Annotated in this window: 25 protein-coding genes; 19 read left to right on the forward strand and 6 right to left on the reverse strand. The window is 31.4% G+C overall.

Going from position 1 to position 21,041, the window contains the following annotated elements:
• Nucleotides 1-174: 174 nt before the first annotated feature.
• Nucleotides 175-873 carry a thioesterase II family protein gene (locus ACVC2P_RS02585; RefSeq protein WP_452596920.1) on the reverse strand — a complete coding sequence of 233 codons (699 nt, stop codon included), beginning with the start codon at nucleotides 871-873 and terminating at the stop codon, nucleotides 175-177.
• 225 nt (nucleotides 874-1,098) lie between these two features.
• Between ACVC2P_RS02585 and ACVC2P_RS02590 the strand changes: the two genes are divergently transcribed.
• The 3 genes from ACVC2P_RS02590 to ACVC2P_RS02600 all read left to right on the forward strand — a co-directional run bounded on the left by ACVC2P_RS02590 (nucleotide 1,099) and on the right by ACVC2P_RS02600 (nucleotide 4,906).
• Nucleotides 1,099-2,328, forward strand: coding sequence for an imelysin family protein (locus ACVC2P_RS02590; RefSeq protein WP_452596921.1), 1,230 nt, complete (start codon nucleotides 1,099-1,101; stop codon nucleotides 2,326-2,328).
• Between the two features lie 85 nt (nucleotides 2,329-2,413).
• Complete coding sequence (locus tag ACVC2P_RS02595) at nucleotides 2,414-3,814, forward strand: di-heme oxidoreductase family protein (protein ID WP_452596922.1); 1,401 nt, start codon at nucleotides 2,414-2,416, stop codon at nucleotides 3,812-3,814.
• 15 nt (nucleotides 3,815-3,829) lie between these two features.
• Nucleotides 3,830-4,906 carry an imelysin family protein gene (locus ACVC2P_RS02600; protein ID WP_452596923.1) on the forward strand — a complete coding sequence of 359 codons (1,077 nt, stop codon included), beginning with the start codon at nucleotides 3,830-3,832 and terminating at the stop codon, nucleotides 4,904-4,906.
• A gap of 375 nt (nucleotides 4,907-5,281) precedes the next feature.
• Here ACVC2P_RS02600 and ACVC2P_RS02605 read toward each other — a convergent pair whose 3' ends face one another.
• On the reverse strand, nucleotides 5,282-5,539 hold the full coding sequence (locus tag ACVC2P_RS02605; RefSeq protein WP_452596924.1) for a hypothetical protein: 258 nt from the start codon (nucleotides 5,537-5,539) through the stop codon (nucleotides 5,282-5,284).
• A gap of 132 nt (nucleotides 5,540-5,671) precedes the next feature.
• On the opposite strand from ACVC2P_RS02605, the gene ACVC2P_RS02610 reads away from it, so the two are divergent.
• On the forward strand, nucleotides 5,672-6,094 hold the full coding sequence (locus tag ACVC2P_RS02610; protein ID WP_452596925.1) for a hypothetical protein: 423 nt from the start codon (nucleotides 5,672-5,674) through the stop codon (nucleotides 6,092-6,094).
• Nucleotides 6,095-6,182: 88 nt separating this feature from the next.
• Here the strand turns inward: ACVC2P_RS02610 and ACVC2P_RS02615 are convergent, their stop codons facing one another.
• From ACVC2P_RS02615 to ACVC2P_RS02630, 4 genes are all read right to left on the reverse strand, one after another.
• Nucleotides 6,183-6,596 (reverse strand): rhodanese-like domain-containing protein, encoded by a 414-nt coding sequence (locus tag ACVC2P_RS02615; protein ID WP_452596926.1) that lies wholly within the window; start codon nucleotides 6,594-6,596, stop codon nucleotides 6,183-6,185.
• A 19-nt stretch (nucleotides 6,597-6,615) separates the two neighbouring features.
• On the reverse strand, nucleotides 6,616-6,927 hold the full coding sequence (locus ACVC2P_RS02620; RefSeq protein ID WP_452596944.1) for a rhodanese-like domain-containing protein: 312 nt from the start codon (nucleotides 6,925-6,927) through the stop codon (nucleotides 6,616-6,618).
• A gap of 124 nt (nucleotides 6,928-7,051) precedes the next feature.
• Nucleotides 7,052-7,672, reverse strand: coding sequence for a thioredoxin family protein (locus ACVC2P_RS02625; protein ID WP_452596927.1), 621 nt, complete (start codon nucleotides 7,670-7,672; stop codon nucleotides 7,052-7,054).
• A 69-nt stretch (nucleotides 7,673-7,741) separates the two neighbouring features.
• Nucleotides 7,742-8,314, reverse strand: a complete 573-nt coding sequence (locus ACVC2P_RS02630; RefSeq protein WP_452596928.1) for a TlpA disulfide reductase family protein — start codon at nucleotides 8,312-8,314, stop codon at nucleotides 7,742-7,744.
• Between the two features lie 168 nt (nucleotides 8,315-8,482).
• On the opposite strand from ACVC2P_RS02630, the gene ACVC2P_RS02635 reads away from it, so the two are divergent.
• The 15 genes from ACVC2P_RS02635 to ACVC2P_RS02705 all read left to right on the forward strand — a co-directional run.
• On the forward strand, nucleotides 8,483-8,935 hold the full coding sequence (locus ACVC2P_RS02635) for a MarR family winged helix-turn-helix transcriptional regulator (protein WP_452596929.1): 453 nt from the start codon (nucleotides 8,483-8,485) through the stop codon (nucleotides 8,933-8,935).
• Nucleotides 8,936-8,958: 23 nt separating this feature from the next.
• Nucleotides 8,959-9,531 carry a YceI family protein gene (locus tag ACVC2P_RS02640; protein WP_452596930.1) on the forward strand — a complete coding sequence of 191 codons (573 nt, stop codon included), beginning with the start codon at nucleotides 8,959-8,961 and terminating at the stop codon, nucleotides 9,529-9,531.
• Between the two features lie 265 nt (nucleotides 9,532-9,796).
• The gene (locus ACVC2P_RS02645) at nucleotides 9,797-11,194 is read left to right on the forward strand and encodes an anthranilate synthase component I family protein (protein WP_452596931.1); all 1,398 of its coding nucleotides are present in this window, start codon (nucleotides 9,797-9,799) and stop codon (nucleotides 11,192-11,194) included.
• A 127-nt stretch (nucleotides 11,195-11,321) separates the two neighbouring features.
• Nucleotides 11,322-11,888, forward strand: coding sequence for an anthranilate synthase component II (locus tag ACVC2P_RS02650; RefSeq protein ID WP_452596932.1), 567 nt, complete (start codon nucleotides 11,322-11,324; stop codon nucleotides 11,886-11,888).
• A gap of 73 nt (nucleotides 11,889-11,961) precedes the next feature.
• Nucleotides 11,962-12,957, forward strand: a complete 996-nt coding sequence (gene trpD, locus ACVC2P_RS02655) for an anthranilate phosphoribosyltransferase (protein ID WP_452596933.1) — start codon at nucleotides 11,962-11,964, stop codon at nucleotides 12,955-12,957.
• A gap of 58 nt (nucleotides 12,958-13,015) precedes the next feature.
• Entirely contained in the window at nucleotides 13,016-13,798 is a 783-nt protein-coding gene (gene trpC, locus ACVC2P_RS02660; protein WP_452596934.1) for an indole-3-glycerol phosphate synthase TrpC, read from the forward strand.
• A gap of 63 nt (nucleotides 13,799-13,861) precedes the next feature.
• Nucleotides 13,862-14,506, forward strand: a complete 645-nt coding sequence (locus ACVC2P_RS02665; RefSeq protein WP_452596935.1) for a phosphoribosylanthranilate isomerase — start codon at nucleotides 13,862-13,864, stop codon at nucleotides 14,504-14,506.
• Between the two features lie 52 nt (nucleotides 14,507-14,558).
• Nucleotides 14,559-15,740 (forward strand): tryptophan synthase subunit beta, encoded by a 1,182-nt coding sequence (trpB, locus tag ACVC2P_RS02670; protein ID WP_452596936.1) that lies wholly within the window; start codon nucleotides 14,559-14,561, stop codon nucleotides 15,738-15,740.
• A complete protein-coding gene (locus ACVC2P_RS02675) occupies nucleotides 15,740-16,834 on the forward strand; it encodes a carbohydrate-binding family 9-like protein (RefSeq protein ID WP_452596937.1) in 1,095 nt (364 codons plus the stop codon). Before trpB ends, ACVC2P_RS02675 begins: the two co-directional genes overlap by 1 nt.
• A complete protein-coding gene (locus tag ACVC2P_RS02680) occupies nucleotides 16,827-17,921 on the forward strand; it encodes a family 10 glycosylhydrolase (RefSeq protein WP_452596938.1) in 1,095 nt (364 codons plus the stop codon). The genes ACVC2P_RS02675 and ACVC2P_RS02680 overlap by 8 nt, the downstream gene beginning before the upstream one ends.
• Entirely contained in the window at nucleotides 17,914-18,678 is a 765-nt protein-coding gene (gene trpA / locus ACVC2P_RS02685) for a tryptophan synthase subunit alpha (RefSeq protein WP_452596939.1), read from the forward strand. The genes ACVC2P_RS02680 and trpA overlap by 8 nt, the downstream gene beginning before the upstream one ends.
• A gap of 5 nt (nucleotides 18,679-18,683) precedes the next feature.
• Nucleotides 18,684-19,148 (forward strand): GNAT family N-acetyltransferase, encoded by a 465-nt coding sequence (locus ACVC2P_RS02690; RefSeq protein WP_452596940.1) that lies wholly within the window; start codon nucleotides 18,684-18,686, stop codon nucleotides 19,146-19,148.
• A 180-nt stretch (nucleotides 19,149-19,328) separates the two neighbouring features.
• Nucleotides 19,329-19,787, forward strand: a complete 459-nt coding sequence (locus ACVC2P_RS02695; protein WP_452596941.1) for a tRNA (cytidine(34)-2'-O)-methyltransferase — start codon at nucleotides 19,329-19,331, stop codon at nucleotides 19,785-19,787.
• Nucleotides 19,788-19,826: 39 nt separating this feature from the next.
• Entirely contained in the window at nucleotides 19,827-20,543 is a 717-nt protein-coding gene (locus ACVC2P_RS02700; RefSeq protein WP_452596942.1) for a glycosyltransferase family 2 protein, read from the forward strand.
• Nucleotides 20,543-21,041, forward strand: a 499-nt coding sequence (locus ACVC2P_RS02705) for a class I SAM-dependent methyltransferase (RefSeq protein ID WP_452596943.1), incomplete at its 3' end; no start/stop codon positions are given. The genes ACVC2P_RS02700 and ACVC2P_RS02705, both read left to right, overlap by 1 nt.

Consider the following 21,041-nt stretch of genomic DNA (forward strand, 5'->3'; position numbering starts at 1 on the left):
TAAAAACAAGATTATTGCATAGCACATTATAACCAGATAATCAACAATATAGGCAATGATCCGTTTTTTTATCATATCTCTTTTTAATTACTTACCAAATATCTATGGCTAATTATTAATTAAAAAAAGAGAGTTACCGAACAGTCTATTTTTAAGGATGAACTGTATTATTTATCAAGTCAATTGTATAACTTCAAATAAAACATCCTCAACAATAGCTTCATACTTATTTAAAACAAAAAAATGTCCTCCATTAAAAGCTCTAGTTGTAATTTTTTTATCGGTAATACGTTGCCAACATTCTATTTGCTGTAAATTAAAATCGTCTTCCGTACCATAATAAACAGTAACTGGTAAACCTTGTAACCTAACATCTATAGGCAAATAATGCTCAATAGCCTTAAAATCGGCTTTAATTATTGGCTCAAAAAAAGACATTATTGCCTCTTCTTTTAAAATTTCATCTGGTAAACCACCAAAGGCTTTTAAAGCAGCTCTAAATGTTTTAGAATCCATTTCACTTTTAAGTGGAGGCTCAGGCATTTTTATTTCTCCTCCTCTACCCGATAAAAAAACATGTTTAGGCATTGGTGCCTTGTATTTTTCTATTAAAGATAATAAATGTACCGTTAATAGCGCTCCCATACTATGTCCAAAAAGCACATAATCACCCTTAAAAAACCGATCTTGTAGCTGTTTAAAAATATCTTCTGCCATATCTTCAACACTTTCCAGTAAAGGCTCTCTAATTCGTTTCCCTCGCCCTGGCAAACTACATTGGTAACATGCAATTTGTTTAAGAGATAGTAATTTGGTTAATGGTGTATAAGAAATTTCGCTACCGCCTGCAAAGGGCAAAAAATAGGCATTCATAAGAGGGTTATTTTATATCGATTAATTACTTCAAAGATAATACCTGCAAATACATTTAAAAAGGTATACACTATTCATTTTAAAAAAAACAAATAAAATACTGATTAACAATGCTTAAATAAAAAACACACTATACTTATTTAGAATAAATAAAAATAAACTTGTTTTTTACAAATCTAAAAAATACATTTGCCATCTATTTATAATTAGTCTAAATAAAACATAATGAAATCTACAATTAAATTTTTAAGTGCTTTTGCTCTATTAGCTTTAGTATTTATTTCGTGTTCATCAGACGATGATAGCACACCAACAACAACAAACACTGTTACAAAATCTGCAGTAATACAAAATTACGCAAACATTGTTTATCAATCTTACCTAGATAGTTATAATGGTGCTGTATCCTTACAAGCAGCTATTAATACATTTATTGCAACGCCAAATGACGCAAACTTTACAGCTGCAAAAGAGGCATGGTTAGCTGCAAGAGAAGCTTATGGACAAACTGAGGCTTATAGAGAATGCAATGGTCCTGTAGATACAGAAGCTACTGCTGGTGGCCCATCTTGGGCACTTGGTAGTGAAGGGCAAATGAATGCATGGCCAATTGATGAAAGTTATATAGATTATGTTGCTTCTGGAACAGAGCCTTATGCAGGTAGTTACTCTAGTATAATAGCAGACACAAGTGTAACTATAGATGCTGCTACCATTGCAAGTTTAAATGAAGAACAAAACGATAAATCCATTAGTACCGGTTGGCATGCTATAGAATTTTTACTTTGGGGACAAGACAATACTTTACCTAACGAAGATAAAGCGGGTTTAAGAGCATATACCGATTATACAACGGCAGCTAATGCAGATAGACGTACACAATACTTACAAGTAGCAACAACATTACTAATAAACGATTTACAAGCATTAGTAAACACATGGAATACTAATGGAGCATACAGAACTGTATTTAATAACTTAGACGAAAATGTTGCATTACGCCAATTAATAAATGGAGCCTTTTTTATAGCTGGAGATGAGTTAAGTTCTGAGCGTATTATTGCTCCTGTAGATTCTACAGATGGAATTAATGGATTGGGACAAGAAGATGAGCATTCTTGCTTTAGCGACAATACACATAGAGACATTTATGCAAATGCCAAAGGAGTTTACAATGTTATTTTTGGAGAATACAATACCATCTCTGGAGCCTCTTTTTACGATTTAGTAAAACAAGCTAATCCTACACAAGCAGAAACATTAAAAACTGCTGCAAATAATGCTATGAATAAAGTTAATGCTATAGCAAATAATGCGCAACCTTTCGATTATTTAATTACTCAAGAAAGCTCTACAGATGCTACTTTTGGTGTTGTTATGCAAAGTGTAAAAGCATTACAAGATTTAGCAGATGAAATTAGTGCTTCGGCAACAGCAATAGGAATTAATTTATAGTACTTAAATATTACATATTTTTCTTAATTTTTTTTAGAAAATCCCGCTATTTTTTATATCGGGATTTTCACATTGAAATAAAAAAATGAAACATAACATTATCCTCTTATTTAGTTTACTAAGCATAATTCTTTTTAATTGTAGTAAAGACGATTATGAGCCTGTAAACACTACTTCATTATATGAAGAAGGAGAAGAATTATTAACTGGCCCTTTAGGAGTTTTCTCAACAAGCCAAAATGCATTTGGCTTTGAAATTGATGGATTAACTTTTCAAGAACAAGCACAATTTGCTACAGGTAATTCTTTATTTAACCAAACATGGGTCTCCTCTCCTGCTTCTACAACAGCAAGAGATGGTTTAGGTCCAACATTTAACGCCCGAGCTTGTGCTACATGCCATTTTAAAGATGGTAGAGGCAAGCCACTAGTAAATAATGTGGGCTCTAGCGGTTTTTTAATGCGGGTAAGTTTACCTGGGCAAGATAGTAATGGCAATGCAATACCAGTTCCTGGTTATGGCGCACAAATTCAAGATAGAGCAAATAACGGCATTCCTTTTGAAGCAAAAGTTAAAGTTGTATACGAAACTATTACAGAGAGTTATCCAGATGGAACAACATACCAATTACAAAACCCTATTTATAGTTTTGAGCAAGAAGCTTTTGGTTCTCTATCGGGAGTTAAAACGTCTCCTAGAGTAGCACAACAAACAATAGGCTTAGGTTTAATAAGCGCTTTACCAGATATTGAAATTATTAAATATGAAGACGTTAATGATAGTAATAATGATGGAATTTCTGGACGTGCCAATTATGTTTACAACCAAGAAACAAATACAACTCAATTAGGAAAATATGGGTGGAAAGCTAATGCACCAACACTAAAACAACAAGTAGCAGGAGCTTTTCATGGAGACATGGGGTTAACAACAAGTCTTTTTCCAGATAATAATTGTCCTTCTCCTCAACAAGACTGTATAGACGCTCCTAATGGTGGAACTCCAGAGGTAACAGATACTCAATTAGATAAAATTGTATTTTATCAAGAACATTTAGCCGTACCCAATCGCCGTAATTTTAAAGACGAAGAAGTATTAAAAGGAAAAGTATTATTTAACGATCTTAACTGTATTGGCTGCCATGCAATAAATCAAAAAACAGAAACAACAAACAATTCGCTTCTTAACGACATTACAATAAAACCATATTCCGATTTCTTATTGCACGATATGGGTGATGCACTGGCCGATAATAGAACAGACTTTCTCGCTAACGGAAACGAATGGCGTACACAACCACTTTGGGGTATAGGACTAATTGCTACTGTAAACGGCCATACAAACTTACTTCACGATGGAAGAGCAAGAAATATAGAAGAAGCCATATTATGGCATGGTGGTGAAGCAGAAAATAGTAAACAAGCCTTTAAAAACCTTCCTTTAAATAAACGCCAACAGGTTATTGCTTTTGTAAACTCTCTCTAAAAAATGAAAATGAAAATGAAAAAAATTAATTTAATACTAATCGCCTTGTTATTATTTACATGCGATTCTAAAACAGACAATACTACAGAACCCACTACTTTTCAAGTTAAAGCACTTTTAAATGAGCTTACAAATCAGCAAATATTACCAGCAGTTTTAGAGTTTAAAAACCAAGCCAATACACTTAATCTAAAAGTTGAAAATTACTTAACTTCTACAAACGAGGCCAATCTAACATCTTTACGAAACCAATGGCAACAAACCGCTCTTGCTTACGCAAATATTTATGCTTTTAATATAGGCTCTGTTAGAGATCAATTTATGCATCAAGCCTTATACAATTGGCCAACATTACCTAATGCTTTAGAAAATGTAATGATTAACAATACTGAAATTACAGAAGAATTAGTCTCTAGTTTAAGTCCACAAATAAAAACACTTTCTGCTTTAGAATATTTATTATTTAATAATGATGTGACAACCGTTAACACTCAGTTTTTTACTTCCCAAAAAAGAAAAAATTATTTAAAATATACAGCTCTGGAATTTAAGGCACAAGCCGAAAGGCTTAATGGTATATGGACTACTCCAGAAAATTATGCTAATACATTTATAAATAATAATGCCGAAGGTATTCAAGGCTCTTTTAATAAACTATATAATGGTTTATATAACCTTATAGATACCGCTAAAATTAAAAAAGTAGGAAAACCTGCTGGTTTAGAAAATTCTACAAACACAAACCCAGAGTTATTACAAGCCTACTTTAGTAAGTTATCTTTAAATATTTTAATGGAAAATATTAATAGTGTAGAAAACACTTATTTTAACCCTAATGGTCTTGGCATAGACGATTATGTGTTTTCTATTACTAATAATTCTATTTTAAATAATAGCGTACAAAATAAATTAAACGATATTAAAACTGCTATAAATGCCATACCTGTACCTTTATACAATGCAATAAGTACTCACCCTACAGAAGTAGAAGCTCTGTATAATGAAATAGAAGCTCTAGAAATTTTATTTAGTGTAGACGTACGCAGTATATTATCTATAATTATTACTACTACAGATAACGATGGTGATTAAAAAAATTCTTTAAATGACATGGAGGGATTACCCCATGTAATTACAGAGGTTAATTATTACATACCGATAGCAATATTACTGTAACTACTATGCCTTCTACACTATCAATTTCAAGAAACGATAACTTGTGCTCAAAAAATTAAATTTTGCCACAATATTCGTTAATATAATTGTTATACCAAACATACTAATGCAAGGATGTAAAAGCATTACCAAACCAACATAAAATATTTTTTTAAAGGGTTTAGCATAAATAAGTTAAAAAGAGGCTACCTAAACTTTTGGATATCTAGGCGGCCTCAAACTTAAAAAACAATTTATCAACCTATCATTAATTGTTTTCAGCATACCAATAACTAGATAGTTATAGTATTGTTATTTAGATAATAATCTACTTTTAGCCTTTTCACGCTTATTAAATTCATAAACTCTTTTTTGATATACCATAAAAATGGCGTCCTCTATATCAAGGTTTTCCTTTCTTCCATTTAAAACAGCACTTATGTAAGTATCGCTAAATGGCTCTCCACTTTTACTGGTTATATTTTTACTCTCTAACTCTTTTAAAACATCTTTTATATAGTTCGTTTTAAGATGAACCTTTAACGTTCTCGTCTCTTCTGTGGTTATCATAAAATGTATTATTGATTTCTAGGTAAATATTTGGTACATTTGAGGTGTACCGTTTTACTAAAATACAAATAATATTTTGTAATGTAAAATATTATACACACAAAATAGAATAACTATACGTAAACCTTGTAAATGGAAATAGTAGATAGAATACTCGAAATACAGAAAGAAGTCACTAAAAGTCAGCGTTCTTTTGAATTAAGCATAGGTAAAACTAGTGGTTATTTTAATGTAATAAGGAGAAATAAAAGTACGCCCGGAGTAGATTTAATTCTTAAAATAATTGAAATATATCCAGAATATAATCTTAATTGGATTATGACAGGAAAAGGAGATCGGTACAACAAAGGTGTAGAAGTTAACAAAGTTAGTGAAGGTAGATCTCATTATATCACTAAAGAAACTGGGCCAATTGAAGAAATTATAGAAAAATTAGCTGAAGAAAAAATGCATAGTTTTATAGAAGCTCAAGATAAAAAACTAACAGACTTAAGCGAAGCCATTTCAGATATTAAGAAGAGTATAAACGACATAAAAAAGAAAGTAGATAAATAAAACTAAACTTCTCTAACATAAAAAAGCCTTGTAGTGATTAATTACAAGGCTTTTTTATAGTACTACTATTTTAAAGGTTTTATTTTATTTAAGAGGTCTTAGCTTTCTTTTTTAATTTAAGATCTAAATTATGGTGTTGCCATTTAGAAAAACCACCTTCTAAATCATAAATTTTAACAAAACCAGCATCTTTAAGTTTTTTTGCACATTTAGCACTTCTTCCGCCACCTTGGCAATATAATATTACCGGTTTTAATTTATCTAACTTTTTTATATCCTCTTCAAACGTAGGAGAGTTAAAATCTATATTTTGTGACAAAGCCAAATGCCCATTTTTGTGCTCTCTCTCTGTTCTAACATCTATTAACTGAACGTCGTCCAATTTTAATAGTGTTTCCATTTCTTCTGTAGAAACTACTGTTATTTCTCCAGCTGCTTGATCTGAACAACTAGATAAAAACAGTACTAACAAAAGACTAAATGTAATTGATAATTGTTTCATGATTGATGATGTTATTTAATTACTGGGTTTTCTCCCCATTCCATTGCGAAAATCCCCCCGCAAGGTTATAAGTGTTTTCAAACCCCATTTGATTCATTATAACACAGGCTTGTCCGCTTCTTCCACCAGACTTACAATACACATAATAGTTTTTTGATTTGTCTAGTTCTTCTAACTCATATATAAAAGCCTGACCTTTAAATATATTCAAATTTTTAGCATTAGGAATATGTCCATCTGCAACCTCTTCTTCCGTTCTAACATCCAATATAAAAGCGTTGTCGTCGTTTTTAAGTTGCTCTGCCCAAGCGTCCTGAGATAAATCTGCCATTTTTAAGTTTTTATGTACAAAGTTAATCAAAATTAACTTTTCTTTAAGAAATAGACGATAAAAAACCCGAAGTGTTACACACTTCGGGTTCTTTTTTTAAAATTTTATTTAATATTTAAAGAAACTACACTTTAATAGAGCACCCTATAGCTCGTGTTTCTTTTACTTTAACAGCTTTCCCTTTTAATAATGCATCTACTGCATTTTCTACATATTTTTCTTTTACTAAACTTGCATCACTATAATTATCATCTATAGCTCCAATGTATTTTACAACATTACCTTTTTTAGTTTTTTCTAAAACATAAACGTGTGGCGTTTTAGTTGCTCCATATTGCGGATATACTTTTTGTCCCTTATCCATTAAATATGGAAATGTAAACCCTTTTTCTTTTGCTCTAGCTTTCATGTTTTCCATACTATCACCAGGTTTAACCTCTGTATTGTTAGGCATAATAGCAATTACAGGATAACCTAGTTTTGCGTATTTTTTGTTTAAAGCTTCAGTTCTATCTTCGTAAGCAACTGCATAAGGACATGTATTACAAGTAAAGGTTACAATAAACCCTTTAGCGTCCTTAAAATCTGATAAAGATACCATATTACCATCTATATTTTCTAATTTAAAATCTGTAGCAATGTCGCCTACTTTATACCCCGTATTATCTTCTTTATTTCCATTTGTAAAAGCGCTAACACCTAATATTACAACGGCAACACATAATAATTGTACTATTTTTTTCATGACTAACTGTTTTATTTTTATTAATAATTTATTTGTATTAAACCTAACCGCTATAGCATATAAAAAAGGTTAGTTTAAAAACGTACTTACTTCTGTTTGTAATTCTTTATAATTAAAAGACTGTTCATAAAATTGGCGCTTCTCTTTATTATATATTATAGTAGCAGGTATAGCACCAGACCAATCTTTATTAACTTTAGGTATCCACGTGTTAGAGTCTGTATCATTTAGTGCTACAACTTTAGATGCCAATTTGTGTTTTAGTATAAAAGGTTTTAACTTTTTTTCGTACTGTTTAGGAAAATCTAAACTAACTAAAATAACCTCTACATTTTTAGACTTGTATTCTGTATTTAACTTTTCAAAATAAGGAAGTTCTTTAACACAAGGAGCACACCAAGTTGCCCAAAAGTTTATAACATATATTTTATCATCTTCCTTATTTAGTAAAGGTTCTAATTCTTTAAAATTATATATAGGAAATTCTATCGAGTTAGACACATCTTCTGCTACAAGTTCTTCAGAGATTACCTCATTAGCCAATAATTCCTTGGTTTCGGCTTCAACAATTTTTATATCTTTTTCTTCATTTTTACAGGAAACTATCACTGTTAGTAATAACATTAAAACTAGTTGTTTCATAAAATATAATTGTATTTAGTATTAGTTCCTATTAATTTAAAGGCCATACTATCTTTATTTTTATAAAGTTATTACACTCCTTTCAAGCAAAATTAAAATTTAACACAAAATTATAGTTTCAGTATAAAAATAAACATACATTTGTATATACAAATATTGTAACAACAAATGAAAATAGAACACGCTATAAAAAGTACAAAGCCAATACCGCTCCCACAAAAGACCGTTATTAATATTTTTTATACCAGTAATTCTATTAAAGAGGATTTTAGTCGCTTCTTTAAAAGTTATGGTTTGTCTATGGAACAATATAATGTTCTTAGAATTTTACGTGGGCAAAAAGGAACACCTGCAAACATGAGTACACTTCAGGAGCGTATGATTAATAAAATGAGCAATACAACTCGATTAGTAGACAAATTAATAGTAAAGGAGTTAGTAACCAGAAATACTTGCCCTAGTAACAGACGAAAAATAGAAATTTTAATTACTAACAAGGGGCTAGATATAATGAAACAGATAGATGATAAATTAGATGCAAAAGAAAACAACCTTACTAAAAACCTAACTAACGACGAACTAGAAACACTAAACAACTTATTAGATAAAATTAGACTTTAAAATTAAATAACAATTAATAAAAAATGAAAACAATTAAAAACACTTTAGTAATAGCATTAGCTTTAACATTAGTATCATTTACTACTGGCCTAGTCAATAAAGAGGTAAAAGTAAAAAACAGCACAATAACATGGACTGGTCATAAATTAACAGGAAAGCATGAAGGAACCATTAACTTAAAAGAAGGCACCTTAACTCTAGATGCAAAAAAATTAGTAGCAGCCAATTTTACTATAGATATGACGTCTATTAACACAACAGATCTAGAAGGAGAACAAAAAGCAAATTTGGATGGACACTTAAAATCTGCAGACTTTTTCAATGTTAGTGAGTACCCTACAGCTACATTTAAAACTACAGCAGTATCCTTAAAAGGAAAAGAAGGTAATTATACTGTAACTGGAGACATGACAATTAAAGGCATTACACACCCAATTACGTTTAATATGAATGTAACAGAGCATACAGCTACAGCTAAACTAAAAGTAAATAGAGCTAAATACAAAGTTAAATACGGTTCTTCTAGCTTTTACGATAACTTAAAAGACAAAGTAATATCAGACGAGTTCGACTTAGACATTAAATTATCTTTTTAATTAAGGATTTCATTAATAGCAGAAAAACCTCTTAAATTAATTTAAGAGGTTTTTTATTAAATGGTTTTGTAAACTAAAATTTCATTTATATATTTGAACTTTATTTACAATTATGAACACAAAATTAAATACAACTTGGTGGTGGAATTCTCGAAAACAACATTCGTGAATCTAAACCTATAAGTATATTTAACATTAACATACAAAAAAGGCTTGTCATTCACGACAAGCCTTTTTTAATTTAAAAAAATTACGCTTTTGCAAAATGAAAACATTTAGCCTATATACACACTACAAAAAAATACTTGCAGATACAATAACGCCTGTTAGTATTTATTTAAAAATAAGAGATAAATTCCCAAACAGTATTCTACTGGAAAGTAGCGATTATCATGCTAACGACAATAGTTTCTCTTATATCTGTTTTAACCCTATAGCCTCTATAAAAGTAACAGAAAAGTCTATTTACGAAACCTTTCCAGATGGTAGTACATTAACCAATAGAACAAAAAACGTAGCCAATAGAATTCATAAATTCACACAGCGCTTTAAAGTAACCTCCGAAAAGAAATTTAAATTTATTAATAATGGTATTTTTGGTTACACAGCTTATGATGCAGTAAAGTATTTTGAAGATGTTGAAATTTCTAAAAAACCAAATTCTATAGAAATCCCAGATATTTATTATGCCGTATACCAGAACATAATAGCCATCAATCATTTTAAAAATGAAGCCTATGTTTTTGCACACTGTTTTAACGATAATGCAAGTAATATAGACGATGTTTTACACCTTATAAAATCTAAAAACTTTGCCTCTTATGAGTTTTCTACAAACTCTAACATAACATCTAATCTTACAGATGACGAATACAAATCGCATGTAGAACTAGCAAAAAAACACTGTGCCAGAGGAGATGTGTTCCAATTAGTATTATCTAAAAAATTCTCTCAAGAATTTAAAGGCGATGAATTTAATGTCTATCGTGCCCTACGTAGTATAAACCCATCACCTTACCTTTTCTATTTCGATTATGGCGATTTTAAAATCTTTGGTAGCTCACCAGAAGCGCAATTAGTAGTTTCAAATGGTATTGCCGAAATACACCCAATAGCTGGTACTTTTAAACGAACAGGAAACGACGAACAAGATGCAGAACTTGCAAAAAAACTAGCACAAGACGATAAAGAAAATGCAGAACATGTTATGCTCGTAGATTTAGCACGAAACGATTTAAGTAGACATGGAAGCCAAGTACAAGTAGAAACCTATAGAGAAGCACAGTTTTTCTCTCACGTTATACATCTTGTTAGTAAAGTTACAGGAAAAATACATGATAATACAGAGACTATGCAAGTTGTTGCCGACACTTTTCCAGCAGGAACATTAAGCGGCGCACCAAAACATAAAGCCATGCAACTTATAGAGCAGTACGAAAAAACGAGTAGAGCATTTTATGGCGGAGCTATAGGATTTATGGATTTTAATGGTAATTACAATCACGCCATAATGATAAGAACCTTTTTAAGTAAAAACCATGAGCTACATTGGCAAGCTGGTGCTGGATTAGTATCAAAATCTAATCCCGAACATGAACTACAAGAAGTATACAATAAATTAGGAGCATTAACCAAAGCTATAGAACTAGCAAAAGAGATATAAAATTAAGGGTCAGGCTTTCGGCAGTCGCTCTTTTCAAGGAGCTCCAACCATGCCTCAACTGTGAAACAATCACGAGTTCCAAAAAATAAAAGTGAACGAGTAATCCTTAACGCAAAAGCAAGATATTATGAAAAAAATATTAGTAATAGATAATTACGACAGTTTTACATACAATCTGGTACATTACTTAGAAGATTTAAACTGCGAAGTCACTGTAAAACGTAACGATAAACTAACGCTTGACGAAGTAGACGCTTTCGAGAAAATAGTATTATCACCAGGCCCAGGAATTCCAGATGAAGCAGGGTTACTAAAAACTATTATAAAACACTATGCACCAACAAAAAGTATTTTAGGAGTTTGTTTAGGGCAACAAGCTATTGGTGAAGTTTTTGGAGGTACATTAGTAAATTTAGACACGGTATTTCATGGCGTAGCAACTAAAGTAAATATTACAGTAGATGACGAAATATTATTTAAAAATCTAGACAAAACTATCGAGGTGGGGCGCTATCACTCTTGGGTAGTAAATACTAATTTACCCGAACAGTTAGAAGCAACCTCTTTTGATAGTAATGGACAAATAATGTCCCTACGTCATAAAATTTACGATGTGCGTGGCGTACAATATCATCCAGAATCTGTATTAACCCCAAATGGTAAACAAATATTAGAAAATTGGGTAAACTCATAGTTAATATAACTTTTAAGAAACTTAATATTTTGAAAAATATTTTTCCTGTTAAGGAAACAAAAACTAGTTTTTAATGAAAAACATATTAAATAGGCTTATAAACCAAGAAAATATTTCTAGTGAAGAAGCTAAAAACATTTTAGTAAACATATCAAAAGGAGATTATAACCAAAGTCAAATAGCTTCGTTTCTTACTGTATTTATGATGCGTAGCATTACGTTAGAAGAATTACAGGGCTTTAGAGATGCCCTATTAGAATTATGCATTCCTGTAGACCTTTCCGAGTTTAACGCTATAGATTTATGCGGAACCGGAGGAGATGGTAAAGACACTTTTAATATTTCAACACTATCCTCTTTTGTAACGGCAGGCGCAGGTGTAAAAGTAACTAAACATGGTAATTATGGTGTTTCATCTACCTGCGGCTCCTCTAACGTAATGGAACACTTAGGTATTAAGTTTACCAACAATAAAAGCTTCTTACAAAAATCTATAGACAAAGCTGGTATTTGCGTTTTACACGCTCCTTTATTCCATCCAGCTATGAAAAATGTTGCACCAATTAGAAAAGCTTTAGGCGTAAAAACATTTTTTAATATGCTAGGTCCTATGGTAAACCCATCGTTTCCTAAAAATCAAATGGTAGGTGTTTTTAATTTAGAATTGCAACGATTATATAGCTACTTATACCAAAACACAGATAAAAACTATAGTATAGTACATGCGCTAGATGGTTATGATGAAATTTCATTAACAGGAAATACTAAAATAATCTCTAATGCTAAAGAAACCATGTTAAGCCCAAAAGATTTAAAAGTTGATCAAATAGAACAACGTGATATTTTTGGAGGAGATACAGTAGAATCTTCAGCAAAAATATTTATCGATATTATTAACGGAGAAGGAACAGAAGCACAAAACAATGTGGTTTTTGCAAATGCAGGCTTAGCAATAGCAACAGCAAAACAAATCTCGCATAAAGAAGGTTTTAAATTAGCAAAAGAGTCTTTAATAAGCGGAAATGCTAAAAAAAGTTTAAATACATTAATACAATTAAGCAGGAAATAAATTAGCCCTTAGTATTATCCACTGTAGGCTACTAACTAAAAACTGCAAACTTCAAAAAATGGACATATTAAAACGTATAGTAATAGATAAACGTAAAGAGGTAGACTTTCGTAAGGAGCTTATTCCTGTAAAACAATTAGAAGCTTCCGTATTGTTTAACAGAACAACAATATCGTTAGCAAAACAATTAAGGTCTAGTAACACAGGAATTATTGCAGAGCATAAACGCCGTTCACCATCTAAAGCCATAATAAATCAAAATTTTAATGTGTTCGATGTAGCAAAGGGCTACGAAAATGCAGGCGTAAGTGGCATGTCTGTTTTAACCGATACAAAATATTTTGGAGGTGCTTTAGACGATTTATTAACCGCAAGAGCCAGTTGCAGTTTACCACTTTTAAGAAAAGAATTTATTATAGACGAGTATCAAATATTAGAAGCCAAAGCTTATGGTGCAGATGTTATTTTATTAATAGCAGCCATTTTAACTAAAGCCGAAATAAAACAGTTTTCAGAACTAGCAAAACAGCTACATTTAGATGTTTTACTAGAAGTACATAACGAAGAAGAATTACATAAGTCCATAATGCCAAGCCTAGATATGTTAGGCGTAAACAACAGAAATTTAAAAACTTTTAAAGTTAGCTTAGAAACTAGCAAAACATTAAGTAAATTAATCCCTGACGATTTTGTAAAAGTTTCCGAAAGTGGTATTAGTAGCGTAGATGCTATAAATACATTAAAACCCTATGGGTATCAAGGTTTTTTAATAGGTGAAAACTTTATGAAAACAGATAATGCCGGAGAAAGCGCTAAGCAATTTATAAAACAATTACAGTAAAAATAATCGTCATGCCTGAACTAGTTTCAGCATCACATAAATAATATTAAAAATAAATTTTCTATGAAACTAAAAGTCTGCGGAATGAAGCTTGAAAACAACATTTTAGATGTTGCAGAATTACAACCTGATTACTTAGGATTCATTTTTTACGAACGATCTCCCCGTAATTTTAAAGGAGAGATGCCCGACTTACCTGATAGCATTGAAAAAATTGGTGTTTTTGTTAACTCAAAACTCGATTTTATATTAAGCAAAGTAGAGCAATATAATTTACAAGGCGTACAATTACATGGCAATGAAACACCAGAGCTGTGTGCGCAATTGCAAGACAAAGGCTTAATTGTTATAAAAGTATTTTCTATTAAAAATCAATTCGATTTTAAAGTTTTAGAGCCGTACGAAGACGTATGTAAATATTATTTATTCGATACAAAAGGTAAAGAACCAGGAGGAAATGGTTATACTTTTAACTGGAATGTATTAAAAAAATATAAATCTAATAAATCCTATTTTTTAAGTGGAGGCATAGGACCAGATGAACTCGATGCTTTATTATTATTCTTGAAAAGACCAGAGTCCGATTTATGTTGCACTTTAGATTTAAACAGCAAATTTGAAACCGCATCAGGATTTAAAGACCTAAAAAAACTAAAAGATTTTAAATATCAATTAGTAAAACACGGGTATATAGTTCAACAAAATTAGAAGAACTTTAAAACTTAATTAAAAAAAATCTTACTATTTAGGAATTAAGATTATGACATACAATATTAACAACAAAGGCTATTACGGAGAGTTTGGAGGCGCATACATTCCCGAAATGTTATACCCCAATGTAGAAGAATTACGTAAAAACTATCTAAAAATAATGGCAGAACCTTCTTTTAAAGAAGAATTCGATCAATTATTAAAAGATTACGTTGGTAGACCTTCTCCACTCTATTTTGCAAAACGTTTAAGTGAAAAATACAAGACTAAAATCTACTTAAAAAGAGAAGATTTAAACCATACAGGAGCACATAAAGTAAACAACACCATTGGGCAAATTTTAATGGCGCAACGTTTAGGTAAAAAACGAATTATTGCAGAAACAGGCGCAGGACAACATGGTGTAGCAACAGCAACTGTTTGCGCATTAATGGGTATGGAGTGCATTGTTTATATGGGCGAAATAGACATTGCTAGGCAAGCGCCAAATGTGGCTAGAATGAAAATGTTAGGAGCTAAAGTCATCCCTGCATTATCTGGAAGTCGCACCCTAAAAGATGCTACAAACGAAGCTATTAGAGATTGGATTAATAACCCTGTAGATACCCATTATATTATTGGTAGCGTGGTTGGCCCTCACCCCTATCCAGATATGGTTGCTCGCTTTCAAGCAGTAATTTCAGAAGAAATACAATGGCAATTACAAGACAAAGAAGGGCGTAACACACCAGACTATGTTATAGCATGTGTTGGTGGCGGAAGTAATGCAGCAGGAGCTTTTTATCACTATTTAGAAAATACCAATGTCAATTTAATTGCAATAGAAGCAGCAGGAAAAGGCATACATTCTGGCGAGAGTGCAGCGACTTCGGTACTAGGAAAAGAGGGAATAATTCATGGTAGTAAAACACTATTAATGCAAACCCATGATGGCCAAATCACAGAACCCTATTCAATATCTGCGGGATTAGATTATCCTGGAGTTGGCCCAATGCATGCCCATTTGTACAAAACTGGTCGTGCAGAATTTATTTCTATTACAGATGATGAAGCCATGGCTGCAGGTTTAGAGTTAAGTAAATTGGAAGGTATTATCCCTGCCATAGAAACATCTCATGCACTAGCAGTTTTTCATCAAAAAAACTTTAAACCAGAAGACATTGTAGTTATTAATTTATCTGGGCGTGGTGATAAAGATTTACAAAATTATATCGATTATTTTAAATTATAATGAAACAGCTAATCGCTCTATTAATTCTATTTGTTTGTTTTTCTTGCACTAAGAAAAAAGAAACGAAGCCTATTTTATCTATAGACGTATCAAAAGATATCGTGTCTCCAAAACACTATATTATTTCAAAAACACAAGCCAATATAACTATAGATGGAAACGCTAACGAAGCGGCATGGAAAGCTGCATTATACACCGATAAATTTATAGATATTGAAGGCATTAAAACACCAAAATACAATACTAAAGTAAAAATGCTTTGGGACGATAATTACCTTTATGTCTATTCAGAATTAGAAGAGCCTCATATTTGGGGAGACATTACACAACGTGATGCTATTATTTATTATAATAACGATTTTGAAGTTTTTATAGACCCCTCTGGAAACGGAACTGGATACGGAGAAATTGAAATTAATGCCTTAAATACCGTATGGGATTTGTTTTTAGATAAACCTTATCGTATAGGTGGAAATGCAAATTTTGAATGGAATTTAAACCAATTAAAAACTGACGTAAAAATACATGGCACATTAAATAACCCTAAAGATATAGACTCCCTTTGGACAGTAGAAATGGCTATTCCATTAAAACCTTTTATTAGGTTAAAAAACAACCCAAAAAGAAAACCTACAGAAGGAGAACAATGGCGTATTAATTTCTCTCGCGTACAATGGGATCACGACATTATAAATGAAACGTACAGCCGTAAAAAAGAAAATAATACGTATTTAAGAGAGTACAATTGGGTATGGAGTAATCAAAAAGTAATTAACATGCACGAACCAGAAAAATGGGGATATCTTCAATTTACAGAAGCTCCATCTTCTAAAGACATTATATATATAGAAGATAAAGACCTAAACATTAAACAAACCCTGTTTGCTTTATTTAGAAAAACTAGATATGGAGATTTAAAACACCTTTTAGAGCATGATTATGGATTTACACAACCGTTACATGTAACTTATGCAAAAAACAAAACAATTCCTGTTAGCTTTTATAAAACTAATATAGGGTTTGAATATAAAATAGAAACTGTAAATAAAACTTACATCATTAATAACGAAGGAGCATTAAAACATTATGAATAAGGCATTTATATATATACTAGCTATAGTATTATTTTCTTGTGCAGAACAACATAATAAAACTAAAGAAACAATTATTGAGGCTCCAAAAGCGTCCTTTACATTCGCAACATGGACGCACGCTGGAGGTGTATTTAACAAAGACAAATGGGAAACAAAACTAGCTCTTTATGACTCTTTAGGAATTACCGAAGCATTAGTTGGTGGTAGTCCAGAATTTTTAGCTCAATTAGTACCATTGGCGACTAAAAAGAACATAAAAATCCATGCTTGGATGTGGACCTTAAATCGCCCTAATGATACAATAGCGAATAAACACCCAGAATGGTATGCAGTAAATAGAGCTGGAAAAAACTCTTTAGAATATAGAGCCTATGTAGACTATTACCAATGGTTAAGTCCTTTTCATCCTGAAGCTAGAGAGCACATAAAAAATAATGTTAGACAATTAACAAAAGTAAAAGGGTTAGCCTCTATTCATTTAGACTATGTGCGCTATGTAGATGTTATACTCGGTGCAGACTTACAACCCAAATACAATCTTGTACAAACTACCGAAATGCCTGAGTACGATTATGGCTATCACCCTATTGCTAGAGAAGGATTTAAAGCTATTTTTAATAAAGACCCACAAGACTTTGAACACCCAGAATTAAGTACAGAATGGAGGCAATATCGTCTAAACGCTATTACTACTCTAGTAAATGAAATAATAGATATAGCCCACGAAAAAAATCAAAACGTAACCGCTGCTGTTTTTCCGTTTCCAGAAATGTCAAGACAAATGGTTAGACAAGCTTGGAACGATTGGAATCTAGATGCTGCATACCCAATGATTTATAATAACTTTTATAGAGAAAATGTTAACTGGATAGGTTTTGCAACCGAGCAAGGTGTAAAAGATGTCGATTTCCCAATAAACACGGGGTTATACGCTCCAGCATTACAAGACCCTAAAGATTTAGAAAAAGCAATTCGTTTAGCAAAAGAAAAAGGCGCAACAGGCATTTCTATTTTTACAGCAGATAATCTTAGCAAAGCACAAAAAGACATATTTATAAAATTGACTAAAGAGTTTAGCAATGAATAGAATAAACAAAGCATTACAAAGTAACAAGAAACTATTATCTATCTATTTTTCAGCAGGGTACCCAAACCTTAATGATACCTCTACTATTATTAAAAATTTAGAACAAAGTGGTGTAGATATGATAGAAATAGGCCTCCCGTTTAGCGATCCTTTAGCAGATGGTCCTACAATACAAGATAGCTCTACAAAAGCTCTTAAAAATGGGATGACAACACAATTACTTTTCGATCAATTAAAGAATATTAGACAAACCGTATCTATCCCTTTAATAATAATGGGGTATTTTAACCCAATGTTACAATATGGCGTAGAAGCTTTTTGCAAAACCTGCCAAGACATTGGTATAGACGGTTTAATTATACCTGACCTACCTGTAGAGGTTTATAATGAACATTATAAAGCTACTTTTGAAAAATATGGCCTTATTAATGTTTTTTTAATAACACCACAAACCTCTGTTGAACGGATTCAATTTATAGATTCTATCTCTAATGGTTTTATCTATATGGTAAGTAGTGCAAGTGTTACTGGAAGTAAATCTGGATTTGGAGACGAGCAAACAGCCTATTTTAAACGCATTGCAGACATGAACTTAAAAAACCCACAAATTGTTGGCTTCGGTATTTCTAATAATGAAACATTTACACAAGCCACGCAATATGCAAAAGGGGCAATAATAGGAAGTGCTTTTATAAAACACTTAACGAGCACAGGTGCTAATAATAGCTCTCAATTTGTAAAAAGTATTTTAAATTAATACTTATGAATAGTATTCAATATAGACAAGCAACACTAGAAGACCTGCCAACATTATATTCCTTTGAGCAAGGTATTATAACTGCCGAACGCCCTTTTGATCCAACCTTAAAACCAGACCCTATAAGCTATTACGATCTTAAAGCTTTTATCTTATCTAATGAAGTAGAAGTTATGGTTGCACACAATGGTCCAGAAATTATTGCTTCTGGTTATGCTAAAATTGTAAAAGGCAAAGCATACCATAAACATGATAATTACGCTTATTTGGGGTTTATGTATGTTAAACCAGAATACAGAGGTAAGGGAATAATAAAAAACATAACAGATACGTTAATATCTTGGGCTAAGTCCAAATCTATTTCTGAAGTGAGGCTAGAAGTTTATAATGATAATGCTCCAGCCATTAAAGCTTATGAAAAATCTGGTTTTAAAAAACACATGATAGAAATGCGTGTAAACATTTCATAATTAGTAATTCCTAAAAAAAGGATAGAACATTTTTAGTTAAAAATCGTTACACTAAACTTTTAATGTTCTCTTTTGTTAAAATTAAAACTTTAATATTTCTTTTTGATTTTTTACAATCACTAAGCTTTATTTTTGAAACGGAAGCTAAAGACTTACAGCTTCAAAACTAATATAGTTAAAATGCCATTAAATATAGTATTAATAGAGCCTGAAATACCCAATAACACCGGAAATATAGGAAGACTAACATTGGCTTCAGGTTCTATTTTACATTTAGTAAAACCTTTTGGTTTTGAAATTACAGATGCTAGATTAAAACGTGCTGGTCTAGATTATTGGAAACATTTAGACATTCGTTATTATGATAATACCGAAGCCTTTTTCAATAAAAACAAAAATGCAGATATGGCTTTCCTATCTAGTCACGGAACAAAAAAACATTGGGATATTCCATTCAAGGATAACATTTTTCTAATCTTTGGAAAGGAATCTGTAGGCTTACCAAAATCTATTACAGAACAAAACACAGATAAACTCTATAAAATACCATTATACAGTGAACACATTAGAAGTTTAAATATTGCAAATGCTGTTAGTATTGTGGTTTATGAAGGATTAAAACAGATGCAACATTTTTAACTAAAAAGAGTTAACTTCGCTTCGTTTTAAAAATAGACAATGTCCAAAACACTCTCCATAATAATACCAGTTTATAATGAACAAGATACTATACATTTAATATTAAATGCAATACAAGACGTTCAATTAATTAACGACATTAGGAAAGAGATAGTTATTGTAAACGATTACTCTACCGATAATACAAAGGCAGCTATTTTAAAATACCAAACAGCGCACCCTAACATGCCCATATCGTTGTATAACCATGAAAAAAACAAAGGAAAAGGAGCAGCTTTACATACAGGGATAGCTAAAGCTTCTGGCGATTATATTGTTATACAAGATGCCGATTTAGAGTATGATCCTGAAGAATATAATTTACTTTTAAAGCCTATAGAAAGAGGGGTTGCAGATGTTGTATATGGTTCTCGTTTTGTAGGTGCAAACCCACATCGCGTTCTCTTTTTTATGCATACTATTGGGAATAAATTTTTAACAACACTCTCTAATATTCTTACAGGAATTAACCTTACAGATATGGAAACTTGTTATAAACTTTTTAAAGCAGAGCATATTAAAAGTTTGACTTTAAAGGAAAATCGATTTGGGTTTGAACCAGAGGTTACTGCAAAAATCTCAAAAATAAAAGATATCCGGATTTATGAAGTTGGTATTTCGTATTATGGAAGAACATATAAAGAAGGAAAAAAAATAGGATGGAAAGATGGTTTTAGAGCCATTTATTGTATTTTAAAATATAACCTCTTTGCCTAATGCCTACTCAAATAAAATTTGAAGAGAATGATGTTATAGGAGAAAGCACATTAAACGTAATTGCTGATGCTGACAAGTTTAATAAATGGATGTATGAAACTATTAAACCATTCTGTAAGGGTAAAGTTTTAGAAATTGGCAGTGGTTTAGGTAATATCTCTCACTTTTTTATTAAAGATAAATTCAAAATATTACTTACAGATATAAGAGAGGGCTACTGCTCTAAATTAGAAACAAAATTTAAACATAGCCCTTGTTTTTTAGGGACTGAAATAATTAACTTAACAGATCCTGATTTCGATACTAAATTTAACAACTACTTTAATCAATACGACACTGTTTTTGCATTAAATGTTGTAGAACATATTTATGATGACACCTTGGCTTTAAATAATTGTTATAAGCTATTAAAACAAAATGGACAAGTCATAATTTTAGTACCTTCTTATAAAAAACTTTTCAATACCTTCGATAAAGAATTAGGGCATTATCGTAGGT

The organism is Pontimicrobium sp. MEBiC01747, from assembly GCF_053601635.1.